This is a genomic window from Aquabacterium sp. OR-4, from assembly GCF_025290835.2.
In the GTDB taxonomy this organism is placed as follows: Bacteria; Pseudomonadota; Gammaproteobacteria; order Burkholderiales; family Burkholderiaceae_C; genus Pseudaquabacterium.
Map to the genome: position 1 here is coordinate 803,820 of NZ_JAOCQD020000002.1, position 25,354 is coordinate 829,173.

Here is a 25,354-nt window from a genome sequence, read left to right on the forward strand (position 1 = left end):
GCCGATGGCCACACCGCTAAGGCCGGCCCCGCGGCCCCAGCCGGCCACTGGGTGCAGCGGGCGGCCACGGTGGCCGTGGCCCTGCTGCTGGCGGCCTGTGCCACCCCCAACACCCCCAACGCCACCGGCAACGCCCAGGCCGAGGCCGGCAGCCGCGGCGACGGGGCCAGCGCCGCCCTGCCCCTGTCCGCAGTGGCCTCGTCCAGCCCGTCGGCGCTGTTTCTGTCCAGCACGGCGGCCGCGCCGGCCGGCGCCGCGGCCCTGCCTGCGGCCACCGAGGAAGCCGCCGCGCCGATCGCCATCGACCCGCTGCAGCCCACGGTGCGCATCAACCTCGACGACGTTGCGGCGCAGACCGATCTGTGGGCCCGCGTGCGCCTGGGCTTGGCCATCGCCGACCTCGAGACCGACCATGTGCGCAAGTGGGAGCAGTGGTATGCCTCGCGGCCCGAGTACGTGCAGCGCATGACCGAGCGCGGTGGCCGCTACCTGTTCCACATCGTCGAAGAGGTCAACCGCCGCGGCCTGCCCACCGAGCTGGCGCTGCTGCCCTTCATCGAGAGCGCGTTCAATCCGCAGGCCATGTCGAGTGCCAAGGCCTCCGGGATGTGGCAGTTCATCCCCGGCACCGGACGCGATTTCGCGCTCAAGCAGAACGTGTTCCGCGATGACCGCCGCAGCGTGCTCGATTCCACCCGCGCCGCCCTCGACTACCTGCAGACGCTGCACGGCATGTTCGGCGACTGGAAGCTGGCGCTGGCCGCGTACAACTGGGGCCAGGGCAATGTGCAGCGCGCCATCAACCGCAACCAGAAGGCCGGTCTGCCCACCGACTACCTGAGCCTGTCGATGCCCGACGAGACGCGCAACTACTACCCCAAGCTGCAGGCGGTGAAGAACCTCGTGGCCCGGCCCGAGGCCTACGGCCTGGTGCTGCCGCAGCTGCGCAACCACCCCTACTTCATCTCGGTGGGCATCGACCGCGACATCGACCTGGCCCGCGCTGCGCAGCTGGCCGGCCTGCCGCTCGACGAGTTCAAGGCGCTGAACCCGCAGATGAACAAGCCGGTGATCCTGGCCGCCGGCACGCCGCAGGTGCTGCTGCCCTATGACAACGCCAACCGCTTCGTGCGCGCGCTGCAATCGGCCAAGGGCCCGCTGGCGCAGTGGACGGCCTGGGTGGCCCCCAAGACGCTGAAGACCGCCGAGGCCGCGCGCCTGGTGGGCATGGACGAGGCCGAGCTGCGCGAGCTCAACGCCATCCCGCCGCGCATGCTGGTCAAGGCCGGCTCCACGCTGCTGGTGCCGCGCCAGGCCCACCGCAGCGAAGACGTGGCCGAACACATCGCCGACAACGCGATGCTGGCGCTGTCGCCCGATCTGCCGCCGCTGCGCCGGGTGACGCTGAAGGCCGGCAAGCGCGGCGAGACGCTGGCCGCCGTGGCCGGCCGCTACCGCGTGAGCGCTGCCCAGGTGGCGCAATGGAACCCGGGCACCAGCGTGGGCGGGCGCTTCAAGCCCGGCCAGGCCATCGTGGTGATGCTGCCCAACCGCGGTGCCACCAAGGCCCGCGCGGTGGCCCAGGCCAGGCTCGGCGCCCCGGCCGAAGCCAAGACCGGCAGCAAGGCCGTGGCCCGGGCCAAGGCCAAGGCACCGGCGGTGCGCACGGCCGCACGCGCCAGCACCGGCAAGCGCATCCAGAAGCCGGGGCCCACGGCACGCGCCCGCGTGCCGCAGGCCTGAGATTCACGCGCCCGCACACCGCAGGCCTGAGCTTCACGCGCCCGCACACCGCGGGCCCGGGGCTCAATCGCGGTCGACGATCGCGTAGGTCTTGGTCAGCGTTTCCAGCACCTCGAACGAGCCCTCAAAGCCCGGCGGGATGCTGAGCGCCTCGCCCGGCCCGGCCTCCTGGTAGCCACCGGCTGCGGCATGCACGCGGCAGCGGCCCGACAGCACGGTGAACAGCTCGTGCTCCTGCGGCCCGAAGGCAATGCGCCAGTGGCCCGGCGCGCAGCGCCACACGCCCTGGTGCAGGCTCAGCCCGCCGCCCAGCGGCCGGCTGCTGGTGGCCCAGGTCTCGCGCCTCGGGTTGCCGTGCAGCAGGCGTTCGGGCCGCGGATGATCCACCGTGGGCTCGCCCGGCATGGCGGCAGACAGCTTGTGCAGGGCGGGCGTGAGGTCGCTCATGGTGTGTGTTGGAAGCAGATCGGTTCAGGCCGGCGACGCGGTGGTGCCGGTTGCTCAGCGCGGGTTGCTCTGCGGCGGTTGCTCAGCGCCGCTTGCTCAGCGCCTGTCGTTCAGCGCATGGGCCAGCGTCGACAGGTCCACGTACTCCAGCTCGCTGCCCACCGGCACGCCGCGCGCCAGCCGGGTGACGGCCAGGCCGCGCGCCTTGAGTGTGGCGGCCAGCACATGGGCCGTGGCCTCGCCTTCGGCCGAGAAGCCGGTGGCCAGGATCACCTCCTGCACCAGGCCGTCGGCCACGCGGTCGAGCAGCGGATGCACGCCGATGTCGGCCGGGCCGATGCCGTCCAGCGGCGACAGCCGGCCCATCAGCACGAAGTACAGGCCCTTGTAGCTGCCGCTGCGCTCGAGCGCGGCCTGGTCGGCCGGCGACTCCACCACCAGCAACTGGCGCGCATCGCGCTGCGGGTCGAGGCAGGTGGCGCAGATGCGCGCCTCGGTGAAGGTGTGGCAGCGCTCGCAGTGCCGCACATGGCCCACGGCCTGCTGCAGCGCCAAGGCCAGGCGCTCGGCGCCCGGACGGTCGTGCTGCAGCAGGTGGTAGGCCATGCGCTGGGCCGACTTGACGCCCACGCCGGGCAGGCGGCGCAGGGCCTCGACCAGGCCCTCGAGACTGCCTTCGCTCACGCCGGCCCCCTGTCAGTGCCCAAGGACACCCGGCGGTGCCGCCGGCGCAGGGCTCGGATGCAAGCCGGTGGCCGCCACGAAACCAGCTTTGCCGGGCCGCTGGCGGCGCCCTCGCCCCAGGCTCTGGGGGGCGGCGCCAAAGGCGCTGCGGCGGGGGATCATCAAAACGGGAACTTCATGCCCGGGATCTGCGGCATGCCGGCGGTGACGCGGCCCATCTTCTCCTGCGTGGTGGTCTCGACCCGACGCACCGCGTCGTTGATCGCGGCGGCCACCAGGTCTTCGAGCATGTCCTTGTCGTCGGCCAGCAGGCTGGGGTCGATGCTGACCCGCTTGACATCGTGCTTGCAGGTCATCTGCACCTTCACCAGGCCGGCACCGCTTTCGCCGGTGACCTCGATCGAGGCCAGCTCGTCCTGGGCCTTCTTCAGGTTGTCCTGCATTGCCTGGGCCTGCTTCATCAGGCCGGCCAACTGGTTCTTCATCATGGTGGTGTTCCTCGGGACGGAAGGGCTTGGGTGTTGCCGGCGACCCGCGCCGGCGGCAGGGGACGCGATCAGGCCGACGGCGGACTGACCGGCTTGATCGAGCCGGGCACGATGCGCGCACCCGGAAACTGCGCCATCAGGGCCTGCACCGCCGCATCGCTGCGGATGGTGTGCTCGGCCTGGCGCTGAGCGGCCTCGCGGGCCTGGGCATCGCGACGCGAGATGGAGTCTTGCGGCACGCCCGATTCGGTGTCGATCTGCACCGGCTCGCCCAGGCTGGCCTGCATCGCGCCGGCCAGCTTGAGCACCAGCGCCGGCGCCCGCAGCGATTCACGCTCGACCCGCAGGCACCAGCGGCGGCCACCGCCGTCGGCGGCCGGGCGTGGCGTCACCGACAGCAGCTCGGCCTGCACCGCCAGCTCGCGCACCAGGGCCACCAGGCCACCACCGGGCGCCGCCAGCGGGCGCAGGGTCTGGCTCCAGAGCTCGCCCATGGCGGTGGCCTGCAGCGGCGCTGCGGCCGGGGCCACGGTCGCGGCGGGCGCTGACCGCGCCGGCCCGGCCAGTGCCGGGCCCGGTGTGTCGTCGGGCGGCCCGGCGGCGTCGCCATCGGCCTCGGGCGGCGGCAGGTCGTCGTCAACCCAGGGCGGCGGCTCGCGGCCCGAGGCGGCCGGCGCCGGTCTGGCCGCGGCCGGCGCGGCACGCGCGGTGGGCGCTGCACGCCCGACAGGCACGGCAGGCGCCGTGGCCACGGCCCGCGCCGGCGCCGCCATCTCAGGCGCCGGTGGCTCGGCCATCTCAGGTGCCGGTGGCGCGGCCATCTCAGGTGGCGGTGGCTCGGCCACGTGCAGCCCGGCGCTGGCCGCCTGGGCCGCCTGGCTTGCGCGCGGCGACGGCAGGGTTTGCGCAGCCTGAGCCGAGGGCGCCACCTGCGGCACCGGCACCGGCACCGGCACCGGCACCGGCACCGGCACCGGCACCGGCGCTGGCGCAGCAGCAGCAGGCATCGTGGCGCGCGGCGCATGCACCGGCGCCACCGATGCCACCGGCGCCACCGGGGCACTCGCCCGGGCGATCGGCGGCGTCACCGCCAAGGGCGCGGCGCGCGCTGGCGCGGGCGCCGCGGCGCCGGCCGGTGGAAAGGCCAGAAAACGCAGCAGCACCATGGTCAGCGCGGCGTATTCGTCGCTCAGCAGGCCCAGCTCGGCGCGGCCGTGGATCACGATGCCGTAGAGCAGCTGGGTCTCGTCGGCGGCCAGCGCAGCGGCGGCCTCGCGTGCGGCGGCGCTGTCGGGGTCGTTGTCGTCCAGCGCGCCCGGCACCGCCTGCTCCACCGCCATCTGCTGCAGCAGGGCGGCCATCTCCTCGAGCGTGCCGGCGGCCGACAGGCCGCGCCCGCGCAGCCCGTCCACGGTGGCCAGCACGGCGGGGCCGTCGCGCTGCGCCAGCGCCTGCACCAGGCGCAGTGCATGCGAGCGGTCAACGCTGCCGAGCATGGCGCGCACGGCGTCCTCGCCCAGCTGGCCGCCACCGTAGGCGATGGCCTGGTCGGTGAGCGACAGCGCATCGCGCATCGAGCCGCGCGCGGCGCGCGACAGCAGGCGCAGCGCGCCCGCATCGGCCGGCACGGCCTCGGCCTCGAGCACCTGCTGCAGGTGCTCGCGCACCGTCTCGGGGGCCATCGGCCGCAGGTTGAACTGCAGGCAGCGGCTCAGCACCGTGGGCAGCATCTTCTCGGGGTCGGTGGTGGCCAGCACGAACTTCAGGTACTCGGGCGGCTCCTCCAGGGTCTTGAGCAGCGCGTTGAAGGCGTCCTTGGTGAGCTGGTGCGCCTCGTCGATCATGAACACCTTGTAACGGCCCACGCTGGGCTTGTACGCGGCGCGTTCAATCAGATCGCGGATCTCGTCGATGCTGCGGTTGCTGGCGGCGTCGAGCTCGATGTAGTCGATGTAGCGGTCGGCATCGATCTCGGTGCAGGCCTGGCACACGCCACAGGGCCGCGCGGTGACGCCACCGCGGCCATCGGCCCCGGTGCAGTTCAGGCTCTTGGCCAAGATGCGGCTGACCGTCGTCTTGCCGATGCCGCGGGTGCCGGTGAACAGGTAGGCATGGTGCAGGCGGCCCGACTGCAGCGCGTGCGTCAGCGCCTGCACCACGTGCGTCTGGCCCACCATCTGCTCGAAGCTGCGCGGGCGGTACTTGCGGGCCAGAACGACATCCGTCATGCCTGCCCCTCGGCCAACGGGTACGTCGGCCGCTCGCCAGAGGCCATCGCGGGCCGGCTTGGGCGCGGCCCGGCGCTCTGCTTGCGCGCGCTGGTAGACGGGGTGTGTTGCATCCGGCGCATTCTAAGGAACCCACCCCGCCCGCCGTCGGCGTGCGCAAGCTGTCAACGATAATCCCGCCCCATGAGTTCCTCGCACGCCCCTTCGAACCCGGGCACGCTCAGCTATGAGCAGGCCGGCGTCAATTACGACCTGATCGATCCGCTGAAGGTCAGCGCCCAGCGCGCTGCCGCGTCCACCGCCAGCCAGCTGGGCCGCCACGGCTTCACCGAGGTGGCCGCCTCGCGCGGCGAATCGGCCTATGTGGTCGATGTCGGCCCGTTCTACATCGCTTCGATCGTCGAATGCCTGGGCTCCAAGGCCCTGGTGGCCGACGAGATGGCCACCCTCACCGGCCGCAGCTGGTACGACGGCATTGCGCAAGACACCATCGCGATGGCCGTCAACGACCTGATCACCGTGGGCGCCACGCCGCTGGTGGTGCAGGCCTACTGGGCCGCCGGCGGCAGCGACTGGTTCGGCGACGCGCAGCGTGCCCAGGCCCTGGTGGCCGGCTGGAAGAAGGCCTGCGAGGTGTGCGGCGTGGCCTGGGGCGGCGGCGAGACGCCGGCGCTGGCCGGCATCGTCGAGGGTGGCCGCATCGATCTGGCGGCCTCGTGCACCGGCCTGATCAACCCCAAGCAGCGCCTGAGCGTGGGCGACCGGCTGCAGGCCGGCGACGCCATCGTGCTGCTCGATGCCAGTGGCATCCACGCCAATGGCCTGAGCCTGGCGCGCAAGCTGCTCGAACGCCTGCCGCAGGGCTGGCTGACCGAGGTCGACCCGGTCAACCACCCCGGCCTGAGCTATGGCGCAGCGCTGCTGGCGCCGACACCGCTGTATTCGCCGGTGACCGAGGCGCTGTGGGCGGCCGGCATCGTGCCGCACTACTGCGCCAACATCACCGGCCACGGCTGGCGCAAGCTGCTGCGCCACCCGGGCAGTTTCACCTACCGCATCCACACCGTGCCGCCGGTGCCGCCGGTGCTGAAGTTCATCCAGCAGCACGCCCAGCACGATGACCGCGAGGCCTACTCCACACTGAACATGGGCGCCGGCTTTGCACTGTTCGTGGCCGCCGAGGACGCCGAGCGCACCGTGGCCGTGGCCCAGGCCCAGGGCATCGGCGCCCGCATCGCCGGCACGGTGGAAGCCGGCGCCAAGCAGCTGCTGATCGAGCCGATCGGCGTGCGTTTCGGCGACGACGACCTGCAGCTGCGCTGATCGAGCGCCCCGCCCGGGCCGCCCGCTGCGCCGCCCGGGTGATCGGGGCTGACCGGCCGTTCGGGGCGGTCAGATCACCCGCACTGCTCAGGCCGCACAGGCTGTTGAAGCAGCACGGGCCCATCAAGCCGCCCAGGCTGTTCAAGCCGATCGGGACCATCACGTTCGGCTGACGATCCAGGCAGTTCGAGCGCTGGCCTCTGTGCCGGAGCGCACAAGCCTGCTGCCCCTTGCCGGCCTCCCCGGCCGGCCCTGACACCGTGGCCGCGGCCTGGCCGGCCGCGCGCACACCCTTCCCCACTTTTCTTGCCCACACCGGTACGGCGCGCTGGCGGCCCCTTGCCGCGCCCGCCGGCAACGCGATGCCGGCAGCACGCCGCCGAGAGCCATCGGCCCGCCCGCCGCGCCACCCGCCCGGCCCTGCCTTGGGGCGGCCCCGTTTTGGCCCGGCAACAAGATCTGATCGCTGATTTGCCGATCTGCGCGCGCATGCAATCGATCTAAAGAGAAATCGTTTTCATTCATTGACGAAGACCCCCCACACATGGAGGGCTTCGGGTCATCATCATTCATCACATCAGTCAGATATGATCTTTCCAAGAACTGACAAAACTCACTCAGGGAGGCTCGTTTGCGGGTGGCTGAATGCCCGCGCCGACGAGCGCCTGCCAGTCATTGGCGAGCTTGCTGGAAAGTCGACCCCGGATCATGTTGCTGTCACCCCACCCCGCTGCCTTCGAGGTCCCCGAGCGCTCCTTGCCCGACGCCGCACTGTTTCGACTGCCGTCGCGCCTGCCGCCGCTGCCGGTTCCCCGCACAAGCGCACGGTCGACCGCCGACGTGAGCCTACAGACCCTGCGCGACCTGCCGCTGCTGGCCGGCCTGGGCGAAGCCCGCCTGGCCGAACTGGCCGCTACCGCCACGGTGCGGCATTTCCGCCGCGGTGAGCGGGTGGTCGAGCAGGGCCGCAACAACGACACCCTGTACATTCTGCTCAGCGGCAAGGCCCATGCCATGCGCACTGGCGCCAACGGCCGGGCGCTGCTGCTGCAGGTGCTGCGGCGTGGCGACTTTTTCGGCGATCTGGGCGTGATCGACGGCCAGGCCCACAGCGGCAGCGTGCGCTGCCTGGTGCAGTGCGATGTGCTGATGCTGCCCGGCCGCGACATCGACCGCTGCCTGCGCCAGTGGCCCGAGTTTGCCCAGGCCATGGTGTCCTTCCTGGTGCAGCGCCTGCGCGGCGCCAACCGGCGCATCGCCTCGCTGGCGCTGCACGATGTGCATGACCGCGTCATCGACTACCTGCGCGAGGCCGGCGAGGCTGGCGGCGACGGCAGTTTCCATGTGCGTGGCCGGGTCAGCCGCACCGAGATGGCCTACATGGTGGGCGCCTCGCGCGAGATGGTCTGCCGCGTGATGCGCCAGCTGAGCCGCCGCAGCATCGTCGACGCGCTGGACGACGGCTCGATCATCGTGCGCCCGCCGCTCGACCACTGAGCGGCCCCCGGCCTGGCTGGCCGGGTCGCACAGACCCTGCCCGCACACCCCGGTGCAGCCATGCCGATGGCCGCCGCGCCCGGGAAGCACCCACCGGCCCTTGCGCCGGCCGTGACAATCGCCGCACTGGCCCGGCACGGCCGGCCTCGCCCAGGCCGGCCAACCATGGGCCGCATCCGCGATGCTGCCGTCGATCTCTCCCACCACACTGACGCTGTTCACGGGCGTCGTCTACGCCCTGCTGTCGATCACGGTGTGGGTGACGCTGCGCCGCCAGCGCAGCACCCCGCATGTCGACCTGTGGACGGCCGGCTCGCTGTGCCTGGGCTTGGGCGTGATCCTGCTGGCGCTGCGCCCCGAGCCGCCGCAGTGGTGGGTCCTGATGCTGACCAACACGCTGTTGATCAGCTCGAACATGCTGCGGGTGGTGGGCCTGAGCCTGGATCCGGGATTGCCGCTGCAGTTGCGGCGGGCGGGCGGCCTGTGGCTGCTGGCCGTGACGGTGTTTGCCGCGGTGCTGGCGTTCGGCAGCACGCAGTGGCGCGTGGGCGTGGCGCTGCTGCTGCATGCCGCCGGCAACGGCCTGGTGGCCTACTTCGCGATGCGCTCGGCGCAGCGGATCCCGTCGCGCAGCGGCCTGGTGCTGGCGGCGGTGGAATGGCTGGTCAGCGCCGCGGTCTTGCAGCGTGCGCTGGCGGTGCTGGGCGGATCGTCGCCGCCCAGCACCTTGTCGCCCGAGCTGAGCTTCTGGCTGCTGGCCGCCACCATGATCGCCGCGGCGCTGTACGGCAATCTGGGCTACCTGGGCATGGAGTTCGACCGCCTGGGCGAGGCCGAGCTGCGCGCGCGCCGCGAGCAACTGGAGGAGACCGCGCGCCGCGAGGCGGCCGAACGCTCGGCTGTGCAGCTGCGCGCCGCCATCGACCAGCGCGACCGCCTGGCCAGCGAGCGCGACCAGCTGCTGCAGATGCTGGCCCACGAGATCCGCCAGCCGCTGCACAACGCCAGCGGCGCGCTGCAGGCCGCAGCAATGCTGGTGCAGGCGCCACAGCCGGCCGACTCGGCCGAGGTCTCGGGCCGCCTGGTGCGGGCCCAGGTGGTGCTGGGCGATGTGCGCTCGGTGCTCGACAACACGCTGGCCGCCGCGCTGATGCTGACCCGCCGTGATCCGCTGGTGGTGCAGGACGTCGACCTGCACCTGCTGGCCCATCTGGTGCTGGGTGACCTGCCCGACGCCCAGCGCGCGCGCATCCGGGTCGAGTGGTACACGCCGCTGCGCTCGGCCGAGCTCGAACCCGGCATGGTGCGACTGGCGCTGCGCAACCTGATGCGCAATGCCTTCGAGCATGGCGGCCCCGAGGTCATCGTGACCCTGCGCATCGAGGACCAGGAGCACCCGCCGGCCGTGGTGCTGACCGTGGCCGACAACGGCATCGGCCGGCCCGGGCCGACGCTCGAGGAAGGCGGCGCACCGCTGGCCCCGCCATCGGCCGGCTCGCCCGACGCGGTGCGCCGCGGCCTCGGCCTGGTCATCGTGCGGCGCGTGATGGCGCTGCACCATGGCCGCCTGGTGCTGGCGCAAAACTGGCCGCGCGGCCTGCAGGCGCGGCTGGTGTTTCCCGATCCGACCGACAACCCGCCTGACAACGGCCCGGGCGCAAGCGCCAGGGCCGCAGGCGCAGCACCATGACGCCCGACATCAGCCCGTCCAGCGCCACGCTGGTGGTCGGGCTGCTGTATGCCGTGGTGGCGCTCACGGTGTGGGCCCTGCTGCTGCATCGCCACCCGCGTGTGCCGCTGGCGCTGTGGTCGCTGGGCGCGGCGGCGGCCGGTCTGGCCTTGTCGCTGCTGGGCCTGCGCGATCAGATTCCCGACTGGATCGCGATGACCGGCGCCTTTGCACTGGCCTTCGGCTCGTTTCCGCTGCGCGTGATGGCGCTGCGCCTGGACATCGGCAGCCCACCGCGCATCGCCTGGGCCGTGGGCGCCTGGCTGCTGATGGTGGCCGGCTACCAGATGGCCACGATGTGGCTGTCACCGGCCGACCGCTCGCTGTATGCCCAGGCCATGATCGCGCTGGGCACCGGCGTGCTGGCACGGCAGGCCTTTCTGGCCGCGACCGTGGCACGCTCGCGCAACGGCCTGGCCCTGGCGTGGGTGGAAACCGCGCTGACCGTGGCGCTCAGCCTGCGCATGGGCGGCGTGATGCTGGGCTGGCTGCCGGTGCGGCCGCCCGGCATGACCTGGGACTTCGCGCTCGTGCTGCTGGTGGCCCTGGCCGCCGCGCTGTACGGCAACCTCGGCTACCTGGGCATGGTGCTCGACAAGCTGCGCCGCGCCGAGTACCGCGCCCGCCAGGGCCAGATGGCCGAGGCCGCGCGACGTGCCGCGGCCGAGCAGACCGCCGCCGAACTGCGCGACCTGCTCGCCCAGCGCGACCAGCTGGCCGCCGAGCGCGACCAGCTGCTGCGCGTGCTGGCACACGAGATCCGCCAGCCGCTGCACAACGCCAGCGGCGCGCTGCAGGCCGCGGCCCTGCTGGTGCAGGCGCCCACGCCGGCCGACACCCGGCAGCTGTCAGAGCGGCTGCTGCGCGCCCAGTCGGTGCTGGGTGACGTGCGCTCGGTGCTCGACAACACCCTGGCCGCCGCGCTGATGCTGACCCGCCGCGATCCGCTGGTGGTGCAGGACGTCGACCTGCATCTGCTGGTGCATCTGGTGCTGGGCGACCTGCCCGAATCGCAGCGCGCACGCACCCAGGTCGACTGGCAGACGCCGCTGCGCTCGGCCGAGCTCGAGCCCGGCCTGGTGCGCCTGGCGCTGCGCAACCTGATGCGCAATGCCTTCGAGCACGGCGGCGCCGAGGTCAAGGTCACGCTGCGCATCGAGGAGCAGGACAACCCGCCGGCCATGGTGCTGGTGGTGGCCGACAACGGCCAGGGCCGCCTGGCGGTGCTGCTCGAGGCCGGCGCGCCGCCAGCCCCGCCCGACACCACGCCCACCCCCAGCAGCACGCTGCCGCGCCGCGGCCTGGGCCTGTTCATCGTGCGGCGGGTGATGGCGCTGCACCACGGCCGCCTGGTGCTGTCGGCCAACCCGCCGCATGGCCTGCAGGCCCGGCTGGTGTTTCCGGATCCCAGCGACACACCGGCCTGAGCGCAGCCCGGCCCTCAGGCGCGCCGGCGCAGGCCCGGCAGCCTCAGGCGCGCACCAGGGGCGCGCGGAACATGTAGCCCACCCGCGATTTCGACTGCAGCGGCACCAGCGCCGGCGTGGCCCGCTCGATGCGCCGGCGCAGCCGGTAGATGGTGGCATGCAGGCGGTTCGGATCGTCCTCGGCCGACAGGCCCAGCAGCGTCAGCAGGGCCTGGTGGCCCACGGTCTCGCCCTTGGCCTCGAGCAGGCAGGCCAGCACGCTGACATCGGTGGGGCTGAGCTCGATCATCGCGCCGTCGGGCGCCACCAGCCGGCGCTGCACCTCGTCCAGCCGCCAGGCCTGGCTGGGCGTGGTGTCGGCACTGCGCGCGGCGCGCCGGTAGACGCTGCCCACGGCCAGCAGCACCTGCTCGAACGTGACCGGCTTGGCCAGGTGCATGTCGGCGCCGGCACCGATGACCTGGTCGAACACGTCGTTGCCGAGCTTGCCCGAGACCACCAGCACACCGGCCTCGGTGCGCCGGCGCAGCAGGCGCAGCAGGCTCAGGCCGTCCACGCCGGGCAGCATCAGGTCGACGATGTAGAAATCGAACTCGAAGGGCCGCTCGCTGCACAGCAGGTCATCGCTGTCGGCAAACCAGCGCACGGCAATGCCCTGCGATTGCAGAAATTGCGACAGGTATTCGCTGTACGCCGCGTCGTCGTCGATCAGCGCCAGGGTCTGCGGAAGCGTGGTCACATGCAAGGCGTTGAAGGCTGTGGCCCGTGCGCTGCACGGGAAACCTGCGATTCTGCGTCAAGCCAAACGCCGGGCCGACCTGCCGCGCATGCGGATCACCTACAATCGTCGGTGACGGGCCCCCTCGCATGGAAGCGCGGCCAACCGGGTCAGGTCGGGAACGAAGCAGCCCCAACCGTTGCAACCAGTGCCGAGGTTCAGGCTCGTCACCTTTCATCCGTCACACCGCCGTGCAGCCTTTGCACCGCACCTGCGCAGCCCTTGCGCAGCACCTGTGCCCTCTCCTTCAGACCGCCAGCACGCGGGCCTCGGGCCCTGACCGGCCGCCCGCCGGGCGGCGCCACCCTCGGGCCGCCAGACCGCCCGCCGGCTTGGTCTCTCGCTACTGGCCGTGACCGGCCTGACGGAAGGCCAGCACCACCTGATTGCGCAGCGTGCGCAGCGACGCCCGCTCGCGCTCGCCCACCGGCAGCGCTTCGGCATGGTCGGCGTAGATCATCGCGAACGGGGCGCCGCGCATCATCATCGGCAGCAGCAGGCAGGTTCCGCGCTCACCGCGCTGCCTGAACCAGGCCGGCAGCGCAGCCGCCACGCGCGGCTCGGCCAGGCTGGGAATCAGCGTGTCGTTGCCCTTCTGGCACACGGCGGCCAGCAGGTCGGGCGCCGCACCGGCCACCACGGTGGTCTGGATCTGCAGCTGCGCGGCCAGCGCGTCGGCATCGGCGCCCAGGCCGAAGCGCCCGCGCAGCCGGCCGGTGGCTGCGTCGCGCAGGCAGAACACCACGCGGCGGCAGCCCAGCGCGCGGTGCACCGTCTCGAGCACCATGCGCAGCACCTGGCTGAGCTGCATGGCGTCGCCGGCCAGCGTGTCGGTGATGTCCTGGATGCCCGCGTTGAGCAGGCCATGCGCCGCATCGCGCGCCGCGGCCTGGGCCTGGGCATCGGCGGGCACAGCGGCCTCCAGCGGCAGTGTGGCGGCGGCCGTGATCGTGTCGCCCTCGCGGCGCTGGCCTGCGATGGCGGGCTGCACGCCCACACCCATCAGGCGGCGCGCGGCCGGCACCGACAAGCCCAGCGCCGGCGCCATCTCCATCACCGCACGCTGGGCCTCGGCCGCAGCGCGGCGCAGGTCGGTGGCGGCCAGGCCCAGGGCCCGGCCATGGCGCTGGGCCACGCCCTCCAGGCGCTCGGGCAAGGATTGCTCGTCGCCCTGCCAGACGGCTTCGGCCATTTCGTTGGAGGCCACGGCCAGCCAGCGCATGCGCTCGCCACCGGCCGGCAGCGCGCGTGCAGGTGACGCCGAGGTGGGCCGGCGCATGCATTGCTGCAGCACCTCGGGCAGGCCCCAGTGGCGGGCCACGCCCATGCCCAGCGCCTCCCAGCCCAGGCCCAGCACCTGCTGCGCCACGCGCTCGGCCAGCAGGTCGGGGTGCAGCCCGGCCTCACCACGCGGCTCGCGCTGCTGGCGGGCGATTTCGTCGCGCACCGCCTCGGCCTCGTCGGGAAAGTAGTACTCGGCCAGCAAGGGCCCGAGGTTGTAGAACATGGCGCCCAGAAAGGCCTCCTCGCCGTCGCGCTTCACGCCCGACAGCTGCTGCGCCAGTTCACCGGCCAGCAGTGCACGCAGAAAGCTCTCTTTCAGGCGCTGTGCATGGCCCTTGTCCTTCATGTGCTCGACCAGCACCAGCGACAGCGCCAGGTTGCGGATGCCGGCCATGCCCACCAGTGCCACGGCGCGCGAGACGGTAGACACCCCTTGCGCATCGCGCCGGAAGTGCGCGGTGTTCACCAGCTTGAGCAGCTTGCCGGTCAGCGCCACGTCCTTCAGGATCTCGTCGGACACGCGGTGCAGCGTCTCGGTCTCCGACGAGGACATGCGCTGGATGCGCAGCACACGGTCGGACATGGCCGGAAAGTCGCTCTTGTGGCGCATGCGGCGCAGCAGGAAATCCAGCGTGCCATGGCCGGCGCTGGCGGCGGGCTGGCCGTCGTCGGGCGGCTGCAGCCAGATCATCAGCGCATCGCGCAGCGCGGCGGCGCTCTCGTAGCGGTCGGCCGGCACGCGGGCGATGGCGTGCTGCACCACGGCGCGCAGGCGGTCGTCGGCCTGGCTGTCGTCGGGCAGGCGCAGGTCTTCGGTCTGCACCCGCTGCAGGGCCCGGGCCACGTCGGGCTCGCGCAGCAGGCGTGCACCGCTCAGCAGCTCGGCCAGCACCACCCCGGCGGCAAACACGTCCATCTGCGGCGCCGGCGCCGCGCCGCGGGCCGCCTCGGGCGACAGATAGCCAGGCGTGCCGACGATCATGCCGGCGCCGGCGATGTCTTCGCCAGGCTGCGCCAGACGCGCGGCAATGCCGAAGTCCATCACCCGCGCACGGCCGGCGCCATCGATCAGGATGTTCGAGGGCTTGAGGTCGCGGTGCACGATGCCCTGGTCATGGGCTGCGCGCAGCGCATCCACCACGCCCAGCATCAGCTCCACCGCGGCCCGTGCCGGCATGGCGCCGTCGCGACGCAGCACCTCGGCCAGCGTGGGCCCCGGCACCAGCTCGAACACCAGCGCGGCATGGCCGTCGAAGGTGTCGGCGTCGAACACCGGCACGATGTGCGGATGGGCCAGCCGCCCGACCGAGCGCGCCTCGTTCAGCCAGGCCGCCGTGCCGGCCGCATCGCCCTCGGCGGTGAAGATCTTCAGCGCCACCTCGCGGTGCAGGCGTTCGTCGAGCGCGCGCCACACCGTGGCCTGCGCACCTCGGCCCAGCACCGCCTCGAGCTTGAAGCGGCCCAGTCGCCGCCCGGGGCGCAGCGGCGGCGGCAAGGGCGGGCGCTCGGCCAGCGGCAGTGCGGCGCTCACGGCGTGGCCTTGCGGGTCTGGCGCGCGGCGGCCAGGCGGGCCGCCAGGCCGCTGGTGGCCGCAGTTGCGGGTGCGGGTGCGGGTGCGGGTGCGGGTGCGGGTGCGGGTGCGGGTGCAGGTGCGGATGGCGCGCTGGCGGGGCCAGCCGCCACCGGCGCGGCCGGTCTGCTGGCGGCCGCCGCCGCCGGCGCACCGGCTGACGCACCGGCTGGCGCACCGACTGACGAAGGCGCAGGCGCAGACCCGGGCGCAGACGTTGGCGCGGGTGCCGTGACCGATGCCGCGGCGGGCACCAGGCTCGACGGTTCATCGGGCAGCACCACCGCACGCGGGCCCAGCGTGGCCGGCTCGGTGGCGGGCTCGCCCTGCAGGGCCTGCTGCAGCTGGGTCTGCGTCACCTCCAGCGGCCGGCCGTAGCGCTGCGCCACCCGGTGCAGCGCGGCGGCACGGTGGCGCAGCGGCAGCAATTGGGTGTCGACCAGCTCGTTGGCGGCGCTCGCGGTGACGCGCAGGCGCTCGTGGTCGGTGTGCGGACTGCGCACCGGCGCCTCCAGCGGCATGCGGCGGATCATGTTCTGCACGCTGTCGTCCAGGCCCCACTGCCGGGCCACGGCCGCGGCCATCGATTCGAGGTCGATGCCCAGCACGGCATACGACGCGCTTTCTTCGGCCATGCCCGGTTCCTCGGGCTCACCGGGCCGCGCCGCGGGTGCGGGCAGCATCAGGCGGCGCATCTGCGCCGCCTCGTCCGGAAAGTGGTACTGCACCAGCAGCCGGCCCAGGCGCTGCAGCAGCGCCAGCAGGTAGCACAGCTCGGCGTCGTAGCCGGCCGGCCGCAGCTGGCGGGCAATGCGCCCGGCCTGGCGCGCCAGCGCAAACTGGCGGCTCAGCTCGTCGGCCTGGGCCGAATCGAGCACGCCCGGCCAGGGCTTCATCACCTGCGCGGCGCGGCGCACGCTGTCGAGCCCGATCAGCGCGATGGCGCGGCGCACCGTCAGGATTGGCCCGCTGCCGGCGCCCATGACGCCACGCACCGCGGCACTGTTGACCTGGCGCAGCAGCTCGAAGCACAGGCCCACGTCCTCCAGCACCACCTCGGCCAGCGCGGCGCTGCTGTCGCGGTCCATCTGCATCAGCCGCGCCGCGCGGCGCGCGCCGCCCGGCATGCCGGGCAGCACGCCGGCGCTGCGCATGCGGTCGGCCAGCACGGCCAGCGGCCCGAGGTTGCCGTCACTGGCACTGCGCAGCCAGCCCGACAAGGCGCGCTCGAAGGTGCGCGCACTGCGGTAGCGCTGGCGCTCCTGCCGGTCGGTGGCACGGTTGACGATGGCGCGCAGGGCTTCGGGCACGGCGCGGCCCTCCACCCAGGGCAGGCGCACGATTTCGCGCCCCTGCGGCGGCATCGAGGCCGCCGCCAGCATTGCATCGGGTTGATCGAGCGCCGGCGCACCGGCCAGCGCATGGTGCAGCACCAGGCCATAGGCCAGCAGGTCGCGCTCGGTTTCCTGGCGCCGGGCCTGCAGGCCGGCGGCCGCATCGGCCTGCACCACGCCCAGGCCGATCAGCTGTCCGCCGCCGTCGCTGCGCAGCAACAACATGCCGGCGTGCAGATCGAGGTGGGCATGCCCGGCGTCGTGGGCCATGGCCAGGCCTTCAAGCGCCTGGGTGGCGGCCGGCACGAAATCGGCCGGCAGCAAGCCCTTGCCGCTGACGCGCTCCAGCAACAGCACGGCGTCACCGCATGCGTAGGCGATGTACGGCCAACGCTCCTGCTCGCCAATCTCGACCGGTGTGGCCAGCCCGGGATGATCAACCCGCGCCGCGCGCTGCGCCGACTGCAGCCAGTGGCGCATGGCCTCCTCGCCCTCGGGCTGCTGGCGCGGCATGGCCAGCACCCATTCACCGGCCGTGTCCGGCGCCTGCACCAGCCACAGCATGCTGCGCTGGGTCTTGGCCAGCAGACGCAAAAGCTGAAAGCGGCCGAGCTTGCGCACAGCCTGGCCGGCGGGCGGACGATCGGAGGGGGCGGGGGCAGGCATGGCGGTCGGATCGGCGGATTCGGCCCGATTGGACGCGTTGCACACCGCGCTGATGGCCCGAACAGGGGCCGATCACGCCGCCTGATTGCCGCCGCCACACCGCAGCCCGGGGGCACAGACCGTGCCAGCCGTGGTGCCGTAAGCCTTTGTGCCACAATCTTTTGACTCCCCATGGAGGGCCCAGCCGCCAAGGAATCAGACGATGAGCAGCGAATTGATCAAGCACACCACCGACGCCAGTTTCGAGGCCGACGTGCTCCAGTCCGGCACGCCGGTGCTGGTTGACTACTGGGCCGAGTGGTGCGGGCCGTGCAAGATGATTGCCCCGATCCTCGACGAGGCGGCCAAGGAATACGGCGCACGCCTGCAGGTGGCCAAGATGAACGTCGACGAAAACCGCGAAGTGCCGGCCAAGTTCGGCATCCGCGGCATCCCGACGCTGATGCTGTTCAAGGACGGTCAGCTGGCCGCCACCAAGGTGGGTGCGATGACCAAGGCGCAATTGACCGCCTTCATCGAGCCGCACCTATAATCTGCAGCCATAGCGCCGGTTTCAGCGCGTCGCCACAAGCGACGCACCGGCGCCACCGGCCCATTGCCACCACGCCACCCGGGCCCGAGCCCGGCGCTTGAACCGCGTGGTTTCGGCCCCTCCCCCGTGACCCCGACCCGCTTCGCCGCCCCCGTGGTGGCGATCCGGCTGCAGCCCGCCAGGCTGCGGCAGCGGGGCGCGCAACAGGGGCCATCTGTTCCGGCCGCCATCGCCCTGGCAAGGCGCGCGGCAACCACCCCAGGGTGACACCCCGATGCATCTGTCCGAACTGAAGGCGCTCCACGTCTCCGAACTCATCACCATGGGCGAGGCGCTGGAGATCGAAAACGTCTCGCGCCTGCGCAAGCAGGAGCTGATGTTCGCCATCATGAAGAAGCGCGCCAAGGCCGGCGAGCAGGTCTTCGGCGACGGCGTGCTGGAGGTGCTGCCCGACGGCTTCGGCTTCCTGCGCTCGATCGACTCGAGCTACATGGCGTCAACCGACGACATCTACCTCAGCCCCAGCCAGGTGCGGCGCTTCAACCTGCACACCGGCGACCTGATCGAGGGCGAGGTGCGGGTGCCCAAGGACGGCGAACGCTACTTCGCGCTGGTCAAGGTCGACCGCGTGAACGGCCTCACGCCCGAGGAGAACAAGCACAAGATCATGTTCGAGAACCTGACGCCCTTGTTCCCCAAGGAAGCGTTCAAGCTCGAGCGTGACAACTTCAAGGGCGAAGAAAACGTCACCGGCCGCATCGTCGACCTGATCGCGCCCATCGGCAAGGGCCAGCGCGCCCTGCTGGTGGCCCAGCCGAAGACCGGCAAGACGATCATGATGAAGCACATCGCGCATGCGCTGGTGGCCAATCATCCCGAGATTCACCTGATCGTGCTGCTGGTCGACGAGCGTCCGGAAGAAGTGACCGAGATGGTGCGCGGCGTGCGTGGCGAGGTCATCTCGTCCACCTTCGACGAACCCGCCGCCCGCCACGTGCAGGTGGCCGAGATGGTGATCGAGCGCGCCAAGCGCCTGGTCGAGTTGAAGAAGGACGTGGTGATCCTGCTCGACAGCATCACCCGCCTGGCCCGCGCCTACAACAACGTGCTGCCCAGCTCCGGCAAGGTGCTCACCGGCGGTGTGGATGCCAATGCGCTGCAGCGTCCCAAGCGCTTCTTCGGTGCCGCGCGCAATGTCGAGGAAGGCGGCTCGCTGACCATCATCGGCACCGCGCTGATCGACACCGGCTCGAAGATGGACGAGGTGATCTACGAGGAGTTCAAGGGCACCGGCAACTGCGAGATCCACCTGGATCGCCGCATGGCCGAGAAGCGCGTGTACCCCTCGATCCTGATCAACAAGAGCGGCACGCGTCGCGAAGAGCTGCTGCTCAAGCCCGAGATCCTGCAAAAGACCTGGATCCTGCGCAAGCTGCTCTACAACATGGACGAGATCGAGGCGATGGAGTTCGTGCTCGACAAGATGAAGGCCAGCAAGAGCAATCTGGACTTCTTCGACATGATGCGGCGCGGCGGCTGATCGCGTTCACGCTATAATCGCGGGTTTTCCGCTTCGGGCAAGTGCGTGGCAAGGGTGCTGCGTGGCTGCCTGTGACTGCAGCGAAGGGTTTCCCATGAAAGACGGCATCCACCCCAACTACCGCGACGTCTGTTTCGTCGACCTGACCAATGGCTTCAAGTTCGTCACCCGTTCGGTGGTGCAGAGCAAGGAAACCATCAAGATGGACGACGGCCGTGATCTGCCGCTGGTGAAGCTGGAAACCACCAGCGAGACCCACCCGTTCTACACGGGCACCCAGAAGAGCATCGACACGCTGGGCGGTCGCGTCGAGAAGTTCCGCAACAAGTTCGCCCGCGTCGGCATCACCAAGAAGGCCTGACCGGGGCACCTGGCGTCGCGCGTGCGCGGCGCCACCCACCGGACGCATCGCCGTCCGGTTCTCGGGGCGGCCCGACGCTCGCTTGGCCCCCCTCCACACAACGGCAGCTTCGGCTGCCGTTTTGCTTGCTGCGCCGCCAGCCTGCGCCGGCGCAGCGGCCCGACTGGCCCGTGGCTTCGGGCATCATCGCCGCCGTGACACCTTCGCCCCGCCCTGCCCTCGTCACTGCCGAGGCGGCGCAACGCCTGCCACGGCTCGCGCTGCTGCTGTTTTGCGCCGCCTACCTGCTGCCCGGCCTGTTCGGGCGCGACCCCTGGCGTGGCGCCGACCTGACCGCCTTCGGGCAGATGCTGGCCATGGCCGAGGGCCGCTCGTCGTGGTGGCAGCCCACCCTCGGCGGCGTGCCCACCGATGCCGCACTGCTGCCGCATTGGCTGGGGGCGGCGGCCATTCTGCTGGGCCAGCCCTGGCTGGATGCGGCGCTGGCCGCCCGCCTGCCCTTTGCCGCACTGCTGGCGCTGGCGCTGGCCGGCACCTGGTACGCCACCTACCACCTGGCGCGCAGCGAGGCCGCGCAGCCGCTGCCCTTTGCCTTCGGCGGCGAAGCCCCGCCGCTCGACTACGCCCGCGCGATGGCCGACGCCGCGCTGCTGGCCCTGATGGCCACGCTTGGTCTGCTGCAGCTGGGCCACGAAGCCACGCCCGAGATGGCCCAGCTGGCCGTGGTGGCCGGGCTGCAATGGGTGCTGGCCAGCCCCGAGGGCTGGCGCGCGCGGCTCGGCGCGCTGCTGCTGCTGCCGGTGCTGGCGGCTTGCGGCGCGCCCACGATGGCCCTGGTGCTGGGGGCTGGCGCGCTGGCCTTGTCGGTCTTCAACCGCGATCCGGCGGTGCGGGCGCTGTGGCCCTGGCTGGCCGCCGCGCTGGTGCTGGCCGCGCTGGCCGGCTGGCCCATGCACACCTGGGCCTGGCGCATGGCCAAGCTGCCGGCCGCGCTGCAGCTGGCCAAGCTGTGGCTGTGGTTTCTGTGGCCGGCCTGGCCGCTGGCGATGTGGACGTTGTGGCGCTGGCGCGGCCATCTGCGCGAGCGCCATCTGGCGCTGCCCGGCCTGGTGTTCGGCGTGGCCCTGGCGGCCAGCGTGACCATGGGCGGATCCGATCGTGCGCTGATGCTGGGCCTGCCGGGGCTGGCCGTGCTGGCGGCCTTTGCCCTGCCCACCCTGCAGCGCGGCACGGCCGCGGCCATCGACTGGTTCTCGGTGAGCTTCTTCACCCTGGCCGCGCTGGTGATCTGGGTGATGTACCTGGCCATGCAGATTGGCGTGCCGGCACGGCCGGCGGCCAACATCGCGCGCCTGGCCCCGGGCTTTCAGGCGCCGGCCTTGTGGCTGCCGCTGCTGCTGGCGCTGACCGGCAGCCTGGTCTGGCTGCTGCTGGTGCGCTGGCGCACCGCCCGCCACCGCGCGGCCCTGTGGAAGAGCCTGGTGCTGCCGGCCGGCGGCGTGGCCCTGTGCTGGCTGCTGCTGATGACGCTGTGGCTGCCGCTGCTGGACTACGGCCGCAGCAACCGGCCGCTGGCCCAGCGCCTGGCGCGCCTGGTGCCGGGCGATGCCTGCATTGCCGCACCCGGCGCCTCGGGCTCGCTGGTGGCGGCACTCGAGTTCCATGGCCGCCACCGTGTGGATGCCTCGGCCACGGCCGCCCAGGGCCCCTGCCCGGTGCTGATGCTGGCGCAACGCGGGCTCAAGGACACCGCACCGGTGCTGGCGGCGCGCGCGGCCGGCTGGGTGGAGACCGGCCGCGAACGCCGGCCCACCGACCGCCACGAGTGGACCCTGGTGTTTCAGCGCAGCGCTGCCGCCACCCGGCCCTGAACCTTGAGCCCTGGTCGGACGGCAGGTGGCCCGCCGCGCCGGGCCCGCGCCGGCTCAGCCGGCCACAAACCCCCGCAGCACCCGCAGGCGCTCAGCCCACCCGCGAGGTGGCGTCGTCGGCCAGCGTGGCCGCGGCAGCCGTGGCCCGCAGCCGGCCCACCGGCAGGCCGAGGCGGAAACTCGAGCCCTTGCCCGGTTCGCTGTCGATCTCGAGCGTGCCACCATGCCGCTGCATCACGTGCTTGACGATGGCCAGACCCAGGCCGGTGCCGCCGGTATCGCGTGAACGGCTGCCATCCACGCGGTAGAAGCGCTCGGTCAGGCGACCCAGGTGTTCGCGTGCGATGCCGATGCCGTTGTCGCGCACCAGCACCTCGCCACCGCCATCCGGCCGGGCCTGCCAAGACACGCTGATCTGGCCCCCGTCGGGCGTGTAGCGCACCGCATTGCCCACCAGATTGACCACCGAGCTGAACAGCTCGCTCTCCTGCCCCGCCAGCTCGAGCGCGGGCACCGGCAACACCGTGATGGTGTGCCGGCCCGCCGACAGCGTGCGGCCGTCGGCCGCGGCACGCTCCAGCAGGCCGGACAGCGACACCCAGCGGTCGATGGCCGGGCGCGGGCTGCCCTCCAGCTGGGCCAGCGTGAGCAGGTCGGCCACCAGGGTCTGCATGCGCACGGTCTGCTGCTGCATCAGCGCCAGCACACGGGTGCGCTCCACGCCGGTGAGCGGCAGCGAGGCCATGGTCTCGACGAAGCCGGCCAGCACGGTGAGCGGGGTGCGGATCTCGTGCGACACATTGGCCACGAAGTCGCGGCGCATCGCATCGGAACGCTGGCGCTCGGTGACGTCCTGGGTGATCAGCAGCGTCTGCCGCTCGCCATAACCGCGCATCACCAGCTGCAGTGCCGACAGGCCGCTGGGCTCGGCCAGCATCAGCGGCTCGCGCCATTCACGGCTTTGCAGATAGGCCACGAAGGCCGGCTTGCGCACCAGGTTGGTGATGGGCTGGTGCAGGTCGCGGCGGGCGTCCAGACCCAGGTGATCGGCCGCGATGGCATTGCACCAGCTGACCTGGTCGTGGTCATCGAGCAGCACCACGCCGTTGGGCGAGGCCTCGATGGCCTGCAGAAACTCGGCCAGCTTGCGCTGCTCGTTGGCAATGGCCTTGTCGCGCTCGCGCACCGCACGCTCGCTGCGGTAGGCCACCTCGGCCCAGAAGCCGGCATCGCGCGGTGCACCCAGTGCCAGATCGCTGCGCATCCAGCGCAGCAGGCGCGCACCGCGCACGGTGTCGATCACCACCACCAGCGTGACACCCGCAGCGGCGCCGACGGCCGTGCCCAGCTCGGAGCTGCCCAGCCAGAACCCGGCGAAGTGCCCCGCCAGCATGGCCAGGCCCAGGCTGGCCAGCATCACCAGCAAACGCGGCAGCAGCCAGCTCATGACGCGTCGGGCGGCGCCGTGGCGATGTGTCGGCGCATCAGCCCGTCAGCCCATCAAACCTGCACGGCGCTCACATGGCGGGTGAGCCGGTAGCCGGCGCCGCGCACGGTCTCGATCATGCCGGCGCACTGCGCGGGCGTGAGGGCCTCGCGCAGGCGCTTGACGTGCACGTCGACCGTGCGCTCCTCGATGAACACATGGTCGCCCCACACCCGATCGAGCAACTGGGCACGGCTGTGCACGCGCTCGGGGTGGGTCATCAGGAAGTGCAGCAGGCGGAACTCGGTCGGGCCCATCTTGAGCTCGCGCTCGCCGTGGCTGACCCGGCGGGTGGACGGATCCAGCCGCAGGCCGGCCACGTCCACCGCTTCGTCCAGCGCCTCGGGCGCCTTGCGGCGCAGCACCGCACGGATGCGCGCCATCAGCTCGTTGGTCGAGAAGGGCTTGGTGAGGTAGTCGTCGGCGCCGGCGTCCAGGCCGGCCACCTTGTCGGCCTCTTCACCGCGGGCGGTGAGCATGATGATCGGCAGCTCGCGGGTGCGCGCATCGCCGCGCCAGCGGCGCGCCAGCGCCAGGCCCGACTGGCCCGGCAGCATCCAGTCGAGCACCACCAGATCGGGCAGCATGGCGTCGACTTCGCGCTGCGCCTGCTCGGCGGTGGCGGCAATGGTCACCTCGTGGCCTGCATGGCGCAGGTTGATGGCGATCAGCTCGGCGATCGCCGGTTCGTCCTCGACGACGACGATGTGGCTCATGGCTAGGGGGTCCGTTGTGGCTTCAGAAAATGCGCGCGCGGCGGGGCGTCAGCGCACCAGGCTTTCGACCGTGTCGAGCGGGTTGTGCCGCACGTCGGTGCCCTTGACGATGTAGATGATCTGCTCGGCCAGGTTCTTGGCGTGGTCGCCGACGCGCTCGATGGCCTTGGCCACGAACACCAGGTCGATCGACGACGAGATGGTGCGCGGGTCTTCCATCATGTAGGTGATCAGCTTGCGCATCAGGCCGTCGAACTCCTGGTCGATCTGGTCGTCGTGCTTGAGCACCTCGAGCGCGCCCTCGGTGTCGAGGCGGGCAAAGGCGTCGAGCGCCTTGCGCAGCTGCTTGATGGCCAGCTCGCTCTCGAAGGCCAGGTCGGCCACCGGCAGGCGCAGCCGGCTGGACACGCCCGAGTTCAGCAGGCGCTGCACGGTGCGGGCGATGCGCGCGGCCTCGTCGCCGATGCGCTCGAGGTTGCCGATGGTCTTGCTCACGGCGATCAGCAGGCGCAGGTCGCGGGCGGTGGGCTGGCGGCGGGCGATGATGGTCGACAGGTCGCGGTCGATCTCGACCTCGAGCGAGTTGACCCGCTCTTCCTGCTTGAGCACCTGCGAAGCGGTCTCGCCGCTGAAGTTGGACAGGGCGTAGACGGCCTGGGCCACCTGCGCCTCGACCAGGCCGCCCATCTCGAGCACGCGGGTCGACACCGCGCTGAGTTCGGAGTCGAACTGGGTGGAAAGATGCTTGTCAGTCATTGAAACTCCCCGATCGCCGAATGCGTCAATCGACCCCGCAACAGGATCGTGGCTTGCTGGCGACGGCCGGGCACGACGGCCCGGCACATCGTCGATGAACTCAACCGAACCGGCCGGTGATGTAGTCCTCAGTGTCCTTGCGCTTGGGCTTCATGAACAGCTCGCTGGTCGGCCCGAACTCGATCAGGTCGCCCAGGTACATGTAGGCGGTGTAATCCGACACACGTGCCGCCTGCTGCATGTTGTGGGTGACGATGGCCACCGTGTACTCGCCCTTGAGCTCCTGGATCAGCTCTTCGATCTTGCCGGTGGAGATCGGGTCGAGCGCCGAGCAGGGCTCGTCGAGCAGCAGCACCTCGGGCTTGATGGCCACGCCGCGCGCGATGCACAGGCGCTGCTGCTGGCCGCCCGACAGGCCGGAGCCGCTCTGGTTGAGCTTGTCCTTGACCTCGCCCCACAGCGCCGACTTCTTCAGCGCCCACTCCACGCGCTCGTCCATCTCGGCACGCGACAGGGTCTCGAACAGCTTCACGCCGAAGGCGATGTTGTCGTAGATCGACATCGGGAACGGTGTCGGCTTCTGGAACACCATGCCGATCTTGGCGCGGATCAGCGAGACATCGTCGCGGCTGGTCAGGATGTTCTGGCCATCGACATTGATCTCGCCCTCGGCGCGCTGCTCGGGGTAGAGCTCGAACATGCGGTTGAAGGTGCGCAGCAGCGTGCTCTTGCCGCAGCCCGACGGCCCGATGAAGGCCGTGGCCTTGTGCTCGGGAATGTCGATGTTGATGTTCTTCAGGGCGTGGAAACCGCCGTAGTAGAAGTTCAGGTTGCGCACCGAGATCTTGGCCTTTTCGGCCACCGGGGCGTTGACGCGTGCGTCCATGGGGTACT

The 25,354-nt window shown here is 71.6% G+C and carries 20 protein-coding genes, 1 other RNA gene and 1 pseudogene; 11 read left to right on the forward strand and 11 right to left on the reverse strand.

Features of this window, described 5'->3' with window-relative positions; genetic code table 11:
• Positions 1-51: 51 nt before the first annotated feature.
• On the forward strand, positions 52-1,743 hold the full coding sequence (locus N4G63_RS15860; RefSeq protein WP_443112083.1) for a transglycosylase SLT domain-containing protein: 1,692 nt from the start codon (positions 52-54) through the stop codon (positions 1,741-1,743).
• A gap of 63 nt (positions 1,744-1,806) precedes the next feature.
• Here the strand turns inward: N4G63_RS15860 and N4G63_RS15865 are convergent, their stop codons facing one another.
• From N4G63_RS15865 to dnaX, 4 genes are all read right to left on the reverse strand, one after another.
• The gene (locus N4G63_RS15865; protein ID WP_260786422.1) at positions 1,807-2,190 is read right to left on the reverse strand and encodes a cupin domain-containing protein; all 384 of its coding nucleotides are present in this window, start codon (positions 2,188-2,190) and stop codon (positions 1,807-1,809) included.
• A 96-nt stretch (positions 2,191-2,286) separates the two neighbouring features.
• On the reverse strand, positions 2,287-2,874 hold the full coding sequence (gene recR, locus N4G63_RS15870; RefSeq protein ID WP_314599920.1) for a recombination mediator RecR: 588 nt from the start codon (positions 2,872-2,874) through the stop codon (positions 2,287-2,289).
• Positions 2,875-3,035: 161 nt separating this feature from the next.
• Positions 3,036-3,362, reverse strand: a complete 327-nt coding sequence (locus N4G63_RS15875; protein ID WP_260786424.1) for a YbaB/EbfC family nucleoid-associated protein — start codon at positions 3,360-3,362, stop codon at positions 3,036-3,038.
• Positions 3,363-3,430: 68 nt separating this feature from the next.
• Positions 3,431-5,590, reverse strand: coding sequence for a DNA polymerase III subunit gamma/tau (gene dnaX, locus N4G63_RS15880; RefSeq protein WP_260786425.1), 2,160 nt, complete (start codon positions 5,588-5,590; stop codon positions 3,431-3,433).
• Between the two features lie 183 nt (positions 5,591-5,773).
• Between dnaX and N4G63_RS15885 the strand changes: the two genes are divergently transcribed.
• The 5 genes and pseudogenes from N4G63_RS15885 (at position 5,774) to N4G63_RS15900 (ending at position 11,566) form a co-directional block, all read left to right on the forward strand.
• Positions 5,774-6,913, forward strand: coding sequence for an AIR synthase related protein (locus N4G63_RS15885; RefSeq protein WP_260786426.1), 1,140 nt, complete (start codon positions 5,774-5,776; stop codon positions 6,911-6,913).
• Positions 6,914-7,621: 708 nt separating this feature from the next.
• A pseudogene (locus tag N4G63_RS28330) lies at positions 7,622-8,086 on the forward strand (cyclic nucleotide-binding domain-containing protein); the annotation flags it as partial.
• 36 nt (positions 8,087-8,122) lie between these two features.
• Positions 8,123-8,410, forward strand: coding sequence for a helix-turn-helix domain-containing protein (locus N4G63_RS28335; protein ID WP_443112084.1), 288 nt, complete (start codon positions 8,123-8,125; stop codon positions 8,408-8,410).
• 181 nt (positions 8,411-8,591) lie between these two features.
• Positions 8,592-10,100, forward strand: coding sequence for a sensor histidine kinase (locus N4G63_RS15895; RefSeq protein WP_314599921.1), 1,509 nt, complete (start codon positions 8,592-8,594; stop codon positions 10,098-10,100).
• A complete protein-coding gene (locus N4G63_RS15900; RefSeq protein ID WP_260786429.1) occupies positions 10,097-11,566 on the forward strand; it encodes a sensor histidine kinase in 1,470 nt (489 codons plus the stop codon). The genes N4G63_RS15895 and N4G63_RS15900 overlap by 4 nt, the downstream gene beginning before the upstream one ends.
• Before the next feature lie 43 nt (positions 11,567-11,609).
• On the opposite strand, the gene N4G63_RS15905 is transcribed toward N4G63_RS15900, so the two are convergent.
• Positions 11,610-12,305, reverse strand: a complete 696-nt coding sequence (locus tag N4G63_RS15905; protein WP_260786430.1) for a response regulator transcription factor — start codon at positions 12,303-12,305, stop codon at positions 11,610-11,612.
• Between the two features lie 113 nt (positions 12,306-12,418).
• Here N4G63_RS15905 and ffs point away from each other — a divergent pair.
• An RNA gene (ffs, locus tag N4G63_RS15910) (signal recognition particle sRNA small type) lies at positions 12,419-12,516 on the forward strand.
• Between the two features lie 171 nt (positions 12,517-12,687).
• Here the strand turns inward: ffs and N4G63_RS15915 are convergent.
• Positions 12,688-15,159 (reverse strand): protein kinase domain-containing protein, encoded by a 2,472-nt coding sequence (locus N4G63_RS15915; RefSeq protein WP_314599922.1) that lies wholly within the window; start codon positions 15,157-15,159, stop codon positions 12,688-12,690.
• On the reverse strand, positions 15,156-17,198 hold the full coding sequence (locus N4G63_RS15920; protein ID WP_314599923.1) for an HDOD domain-containing protein: 2,043 nt from the start codon (positions 17,196-17,198) through the stop codon (positions 15,156-15,158). The genes N4G63_RS15915 and N4G63_RS15920 overlap by 4 nt, the downstream gene beginning before the upstream one ends.
• Positions 17,199-17,400: 202 nt before the next feature.
• On the opposite strand from N4G63_RS15920, the gene trxA reads away from it, so the two are divergent.
• The 4 genes from trxA (at position 17,401) to N4G63_RS15940 (ending at position 21,502) form a co-directional block, all read left to right on the forward strand.
• Complete coding sequence (gene trxA, locus N4G63_RS15925; RefSeq protein ID WP_260786434.1) at positions 17,401-17,730, forward strand: thioredoxin TrxA; 330 nt, start codon at positions 17,401-17,403, stop codon at positions 17,728-17,730.
• Between the two features lie 274 nt (positions 17,731-18,004).
• Positions 18,005-19,270 (forward strand): transcription termination factor Rho, encoded by a 1,266-nt coding sequence (gene rho, locus N4G63_RS15930; protein ID WP_260786435.1) that lies wholly within the window; start codon positions 18,005-18,007, stop codon positions 19,268-19,270.
• Between the two features lie 94 nt (positions 19,271-19,364).
• The gene (locus tag N4G63_RS15935; RefSeq protein ID WP_260786436.1) at positions 19,365-19,631 is read left to right on the forward strand and encodes a type B 50S ribosomal protein L31; all 267 of its coding nucleotides are present in this window, start codon (positions 19,365-19,367) and stop codon (positions 19,629-19,631) included.
• Positions 19,632-19,825: 194 nt separating this feature from the next.
• Positions 19,826-21,502, forward strand: coding sequence for a hypothetical protein (locus N4G63_RS15940; RefSeq protein ID WP_260786437.1), 1,677 nt, complete (start codon positions 19,826-19,828; stop codon positions 21,500-21,502).
• 91 nt (positions 21,503-21,593) lie between these two features.
• On the opposite strand, the gene phoR is transcribed toward N4G63_RS15940, so the two are convergent.
• The 4 genes from phoR to pstB form a co-directional block, all read right to left on the reverse strand.
• Positions 21,594-22,949, reverse strand: coding sequence for a phosphate regulon sensor histidine kinase PhoR (gene phoR / locus N4G63_RS15945; protein WP_260786438.1), 1,356 nt, complete (start codon positions 22,947-22,949; stop codon positions 21,594-21,596).
• Positions 22,950-23,002: 53 nt separating this feature from the next.
• A complete protein-coding gene (gene phoB, locus N4G63_RS15950) occupies positions 23,003-23,704 on the reverse strand; it encodes a phosphate regulon transcriptional regulator PhoB (RefSeq protein WP_260786439.1) in 702 nt (233 codons plus the stop codon).
• 48 nt (positions 23,705-23,752) lie between these two features.
• The gene (gene phoU, locus N4G63_RS15955; protein WP_260786440.1) at positions 23,753-24,460 is read right to left on the reverse strand and encodes a phosphate signaling complex protein PhoU; all 708 of its coding nucleotides are present in this window, start codon (positions 24,458-24,460) and stop codon (positions 23,753-23,755) included.
• 100 nt (positions 24,461-24,560) lie between these two features.
• Positions 24,561-25,346, reverse strand: coding sequence for a phosphate ABC transporter ATP-binding protein PstB (gene pstB, locus N4G63_RS15960; RefSeq protein WP_260786441.1), 786 nt, complete (start codon positions 25,344-25,346; stop codon positions 24,561-24,563).
• Positions 25,347-25,354 lie beyond the last annotated feature (8 nt).

Excerpts from the sequence above, each read along its gene's own strand:
- N4G63_RS15865 (WP_260786422.1), bottom strand. The coding sequence starts at position 2,190 with ATGAGCGACCTCACGCCCGCCCTGCACAAGCTGTCTGCCGCCATGCCG.
- N4G63_RS15875 (WP_260786424.1), bottom strand. The coding sequence starts at position 3,362 with ATGATGAAGAACCAGTTGGCCGGCCTGATGAAGCAGGCCCAGGCAATG.
- dnaX (WP_260786425.1), bottom strand. The coding sequence starts at position 5,590 with ATGACGGATGTCGTTCTGGCCCGCAAGTACCGCCCGCGCAGCTTCGAG.
- N4G63_RS15885 (WP_260786426.1), top strand. The coding sequence starts at position 5,774 with ATGAGTTCCTCGCACGCCCCTTCGAACCCGGGCACGCTCAGCTATGAG.
- N4G63_RS28335 (WP_443112084.1), top strand. The coding sequence starts at position 8,123 with ATGGTGTCCTTCCTGGTGCAGCGCCTGCGCGGCGCCAACCGGCGCATC.
- N4G63_RS15895 (WP_314599921.1), top strand. The coding sequence starts at position 8,592 with ATGCTGCCGTCGATCTCTCCCACCACACTGACGCTGTTCACGGGCGTC.
- N4G63_RS15900 (WP_260786429.1), top strand. The coding sequence starts at position 10,097 with ATGACGCCCGACATCAGCCCGTCCAGCGCCACGCTGGTGGTCGGGCTG.
- N4G63_RS15920 (WP_314599923.1), bottom strand. The coding sequence starts at position 17,198 with ATGCCTGCCCCCGCCCCCTCCGATCGTCCGCCCGCCGGCCAGGCTGTG.
- trxA (WP_260786434.1), top strand. The coding sequence starts at position 17,401 with ATGAGCAGCGAATTGATCAAGCACACCACCGACGCCAGTTTCGAGGCC.
- rho (WP_260786435.1), top strand. The coding sequence starts at position 18,005 with ATGCATCTGTCCGAACTGAAGGCGCTCCACGTCTCCGAACTCATCACC.
- N4G63_RS15935 (WP_260786436.1), top strand. The coding sequence starts at position 19,365 with ATGAAAGACGGCATCCACCCCAACTACCGCGACGTCTGTTTCGTCGAC.
- phoR (WP_260786438.1), bottom strand. The coding sequence starts at position 22,949 with ATGAGCTGGCTGCTGCCGCGTTTGCTGGTGATGCTGGCCAGCCTGGGC.
- phoB (WP_260786439.1), bottom strand. The coding sequence starts at position 23,704 with ATGAGCCACATCGTCGTCGTCGAGGACGAACCGGCGATCGCCGAGCTG.
- phoU (WP_260786440.1), bottom strand. The coding sequence starts at position 24,460 with ATGACTGACAAGCATCTTTCCACCCAGTTCGACTCCGAACTCAGCGCG.
- pstB (WP_260786441.1), bottom strand. The coding sequence starts at position 25,346 with ATGGACGCACGCGTCAACGCCCCGGTGGCCGAAAAGGCCAAGATCTCG.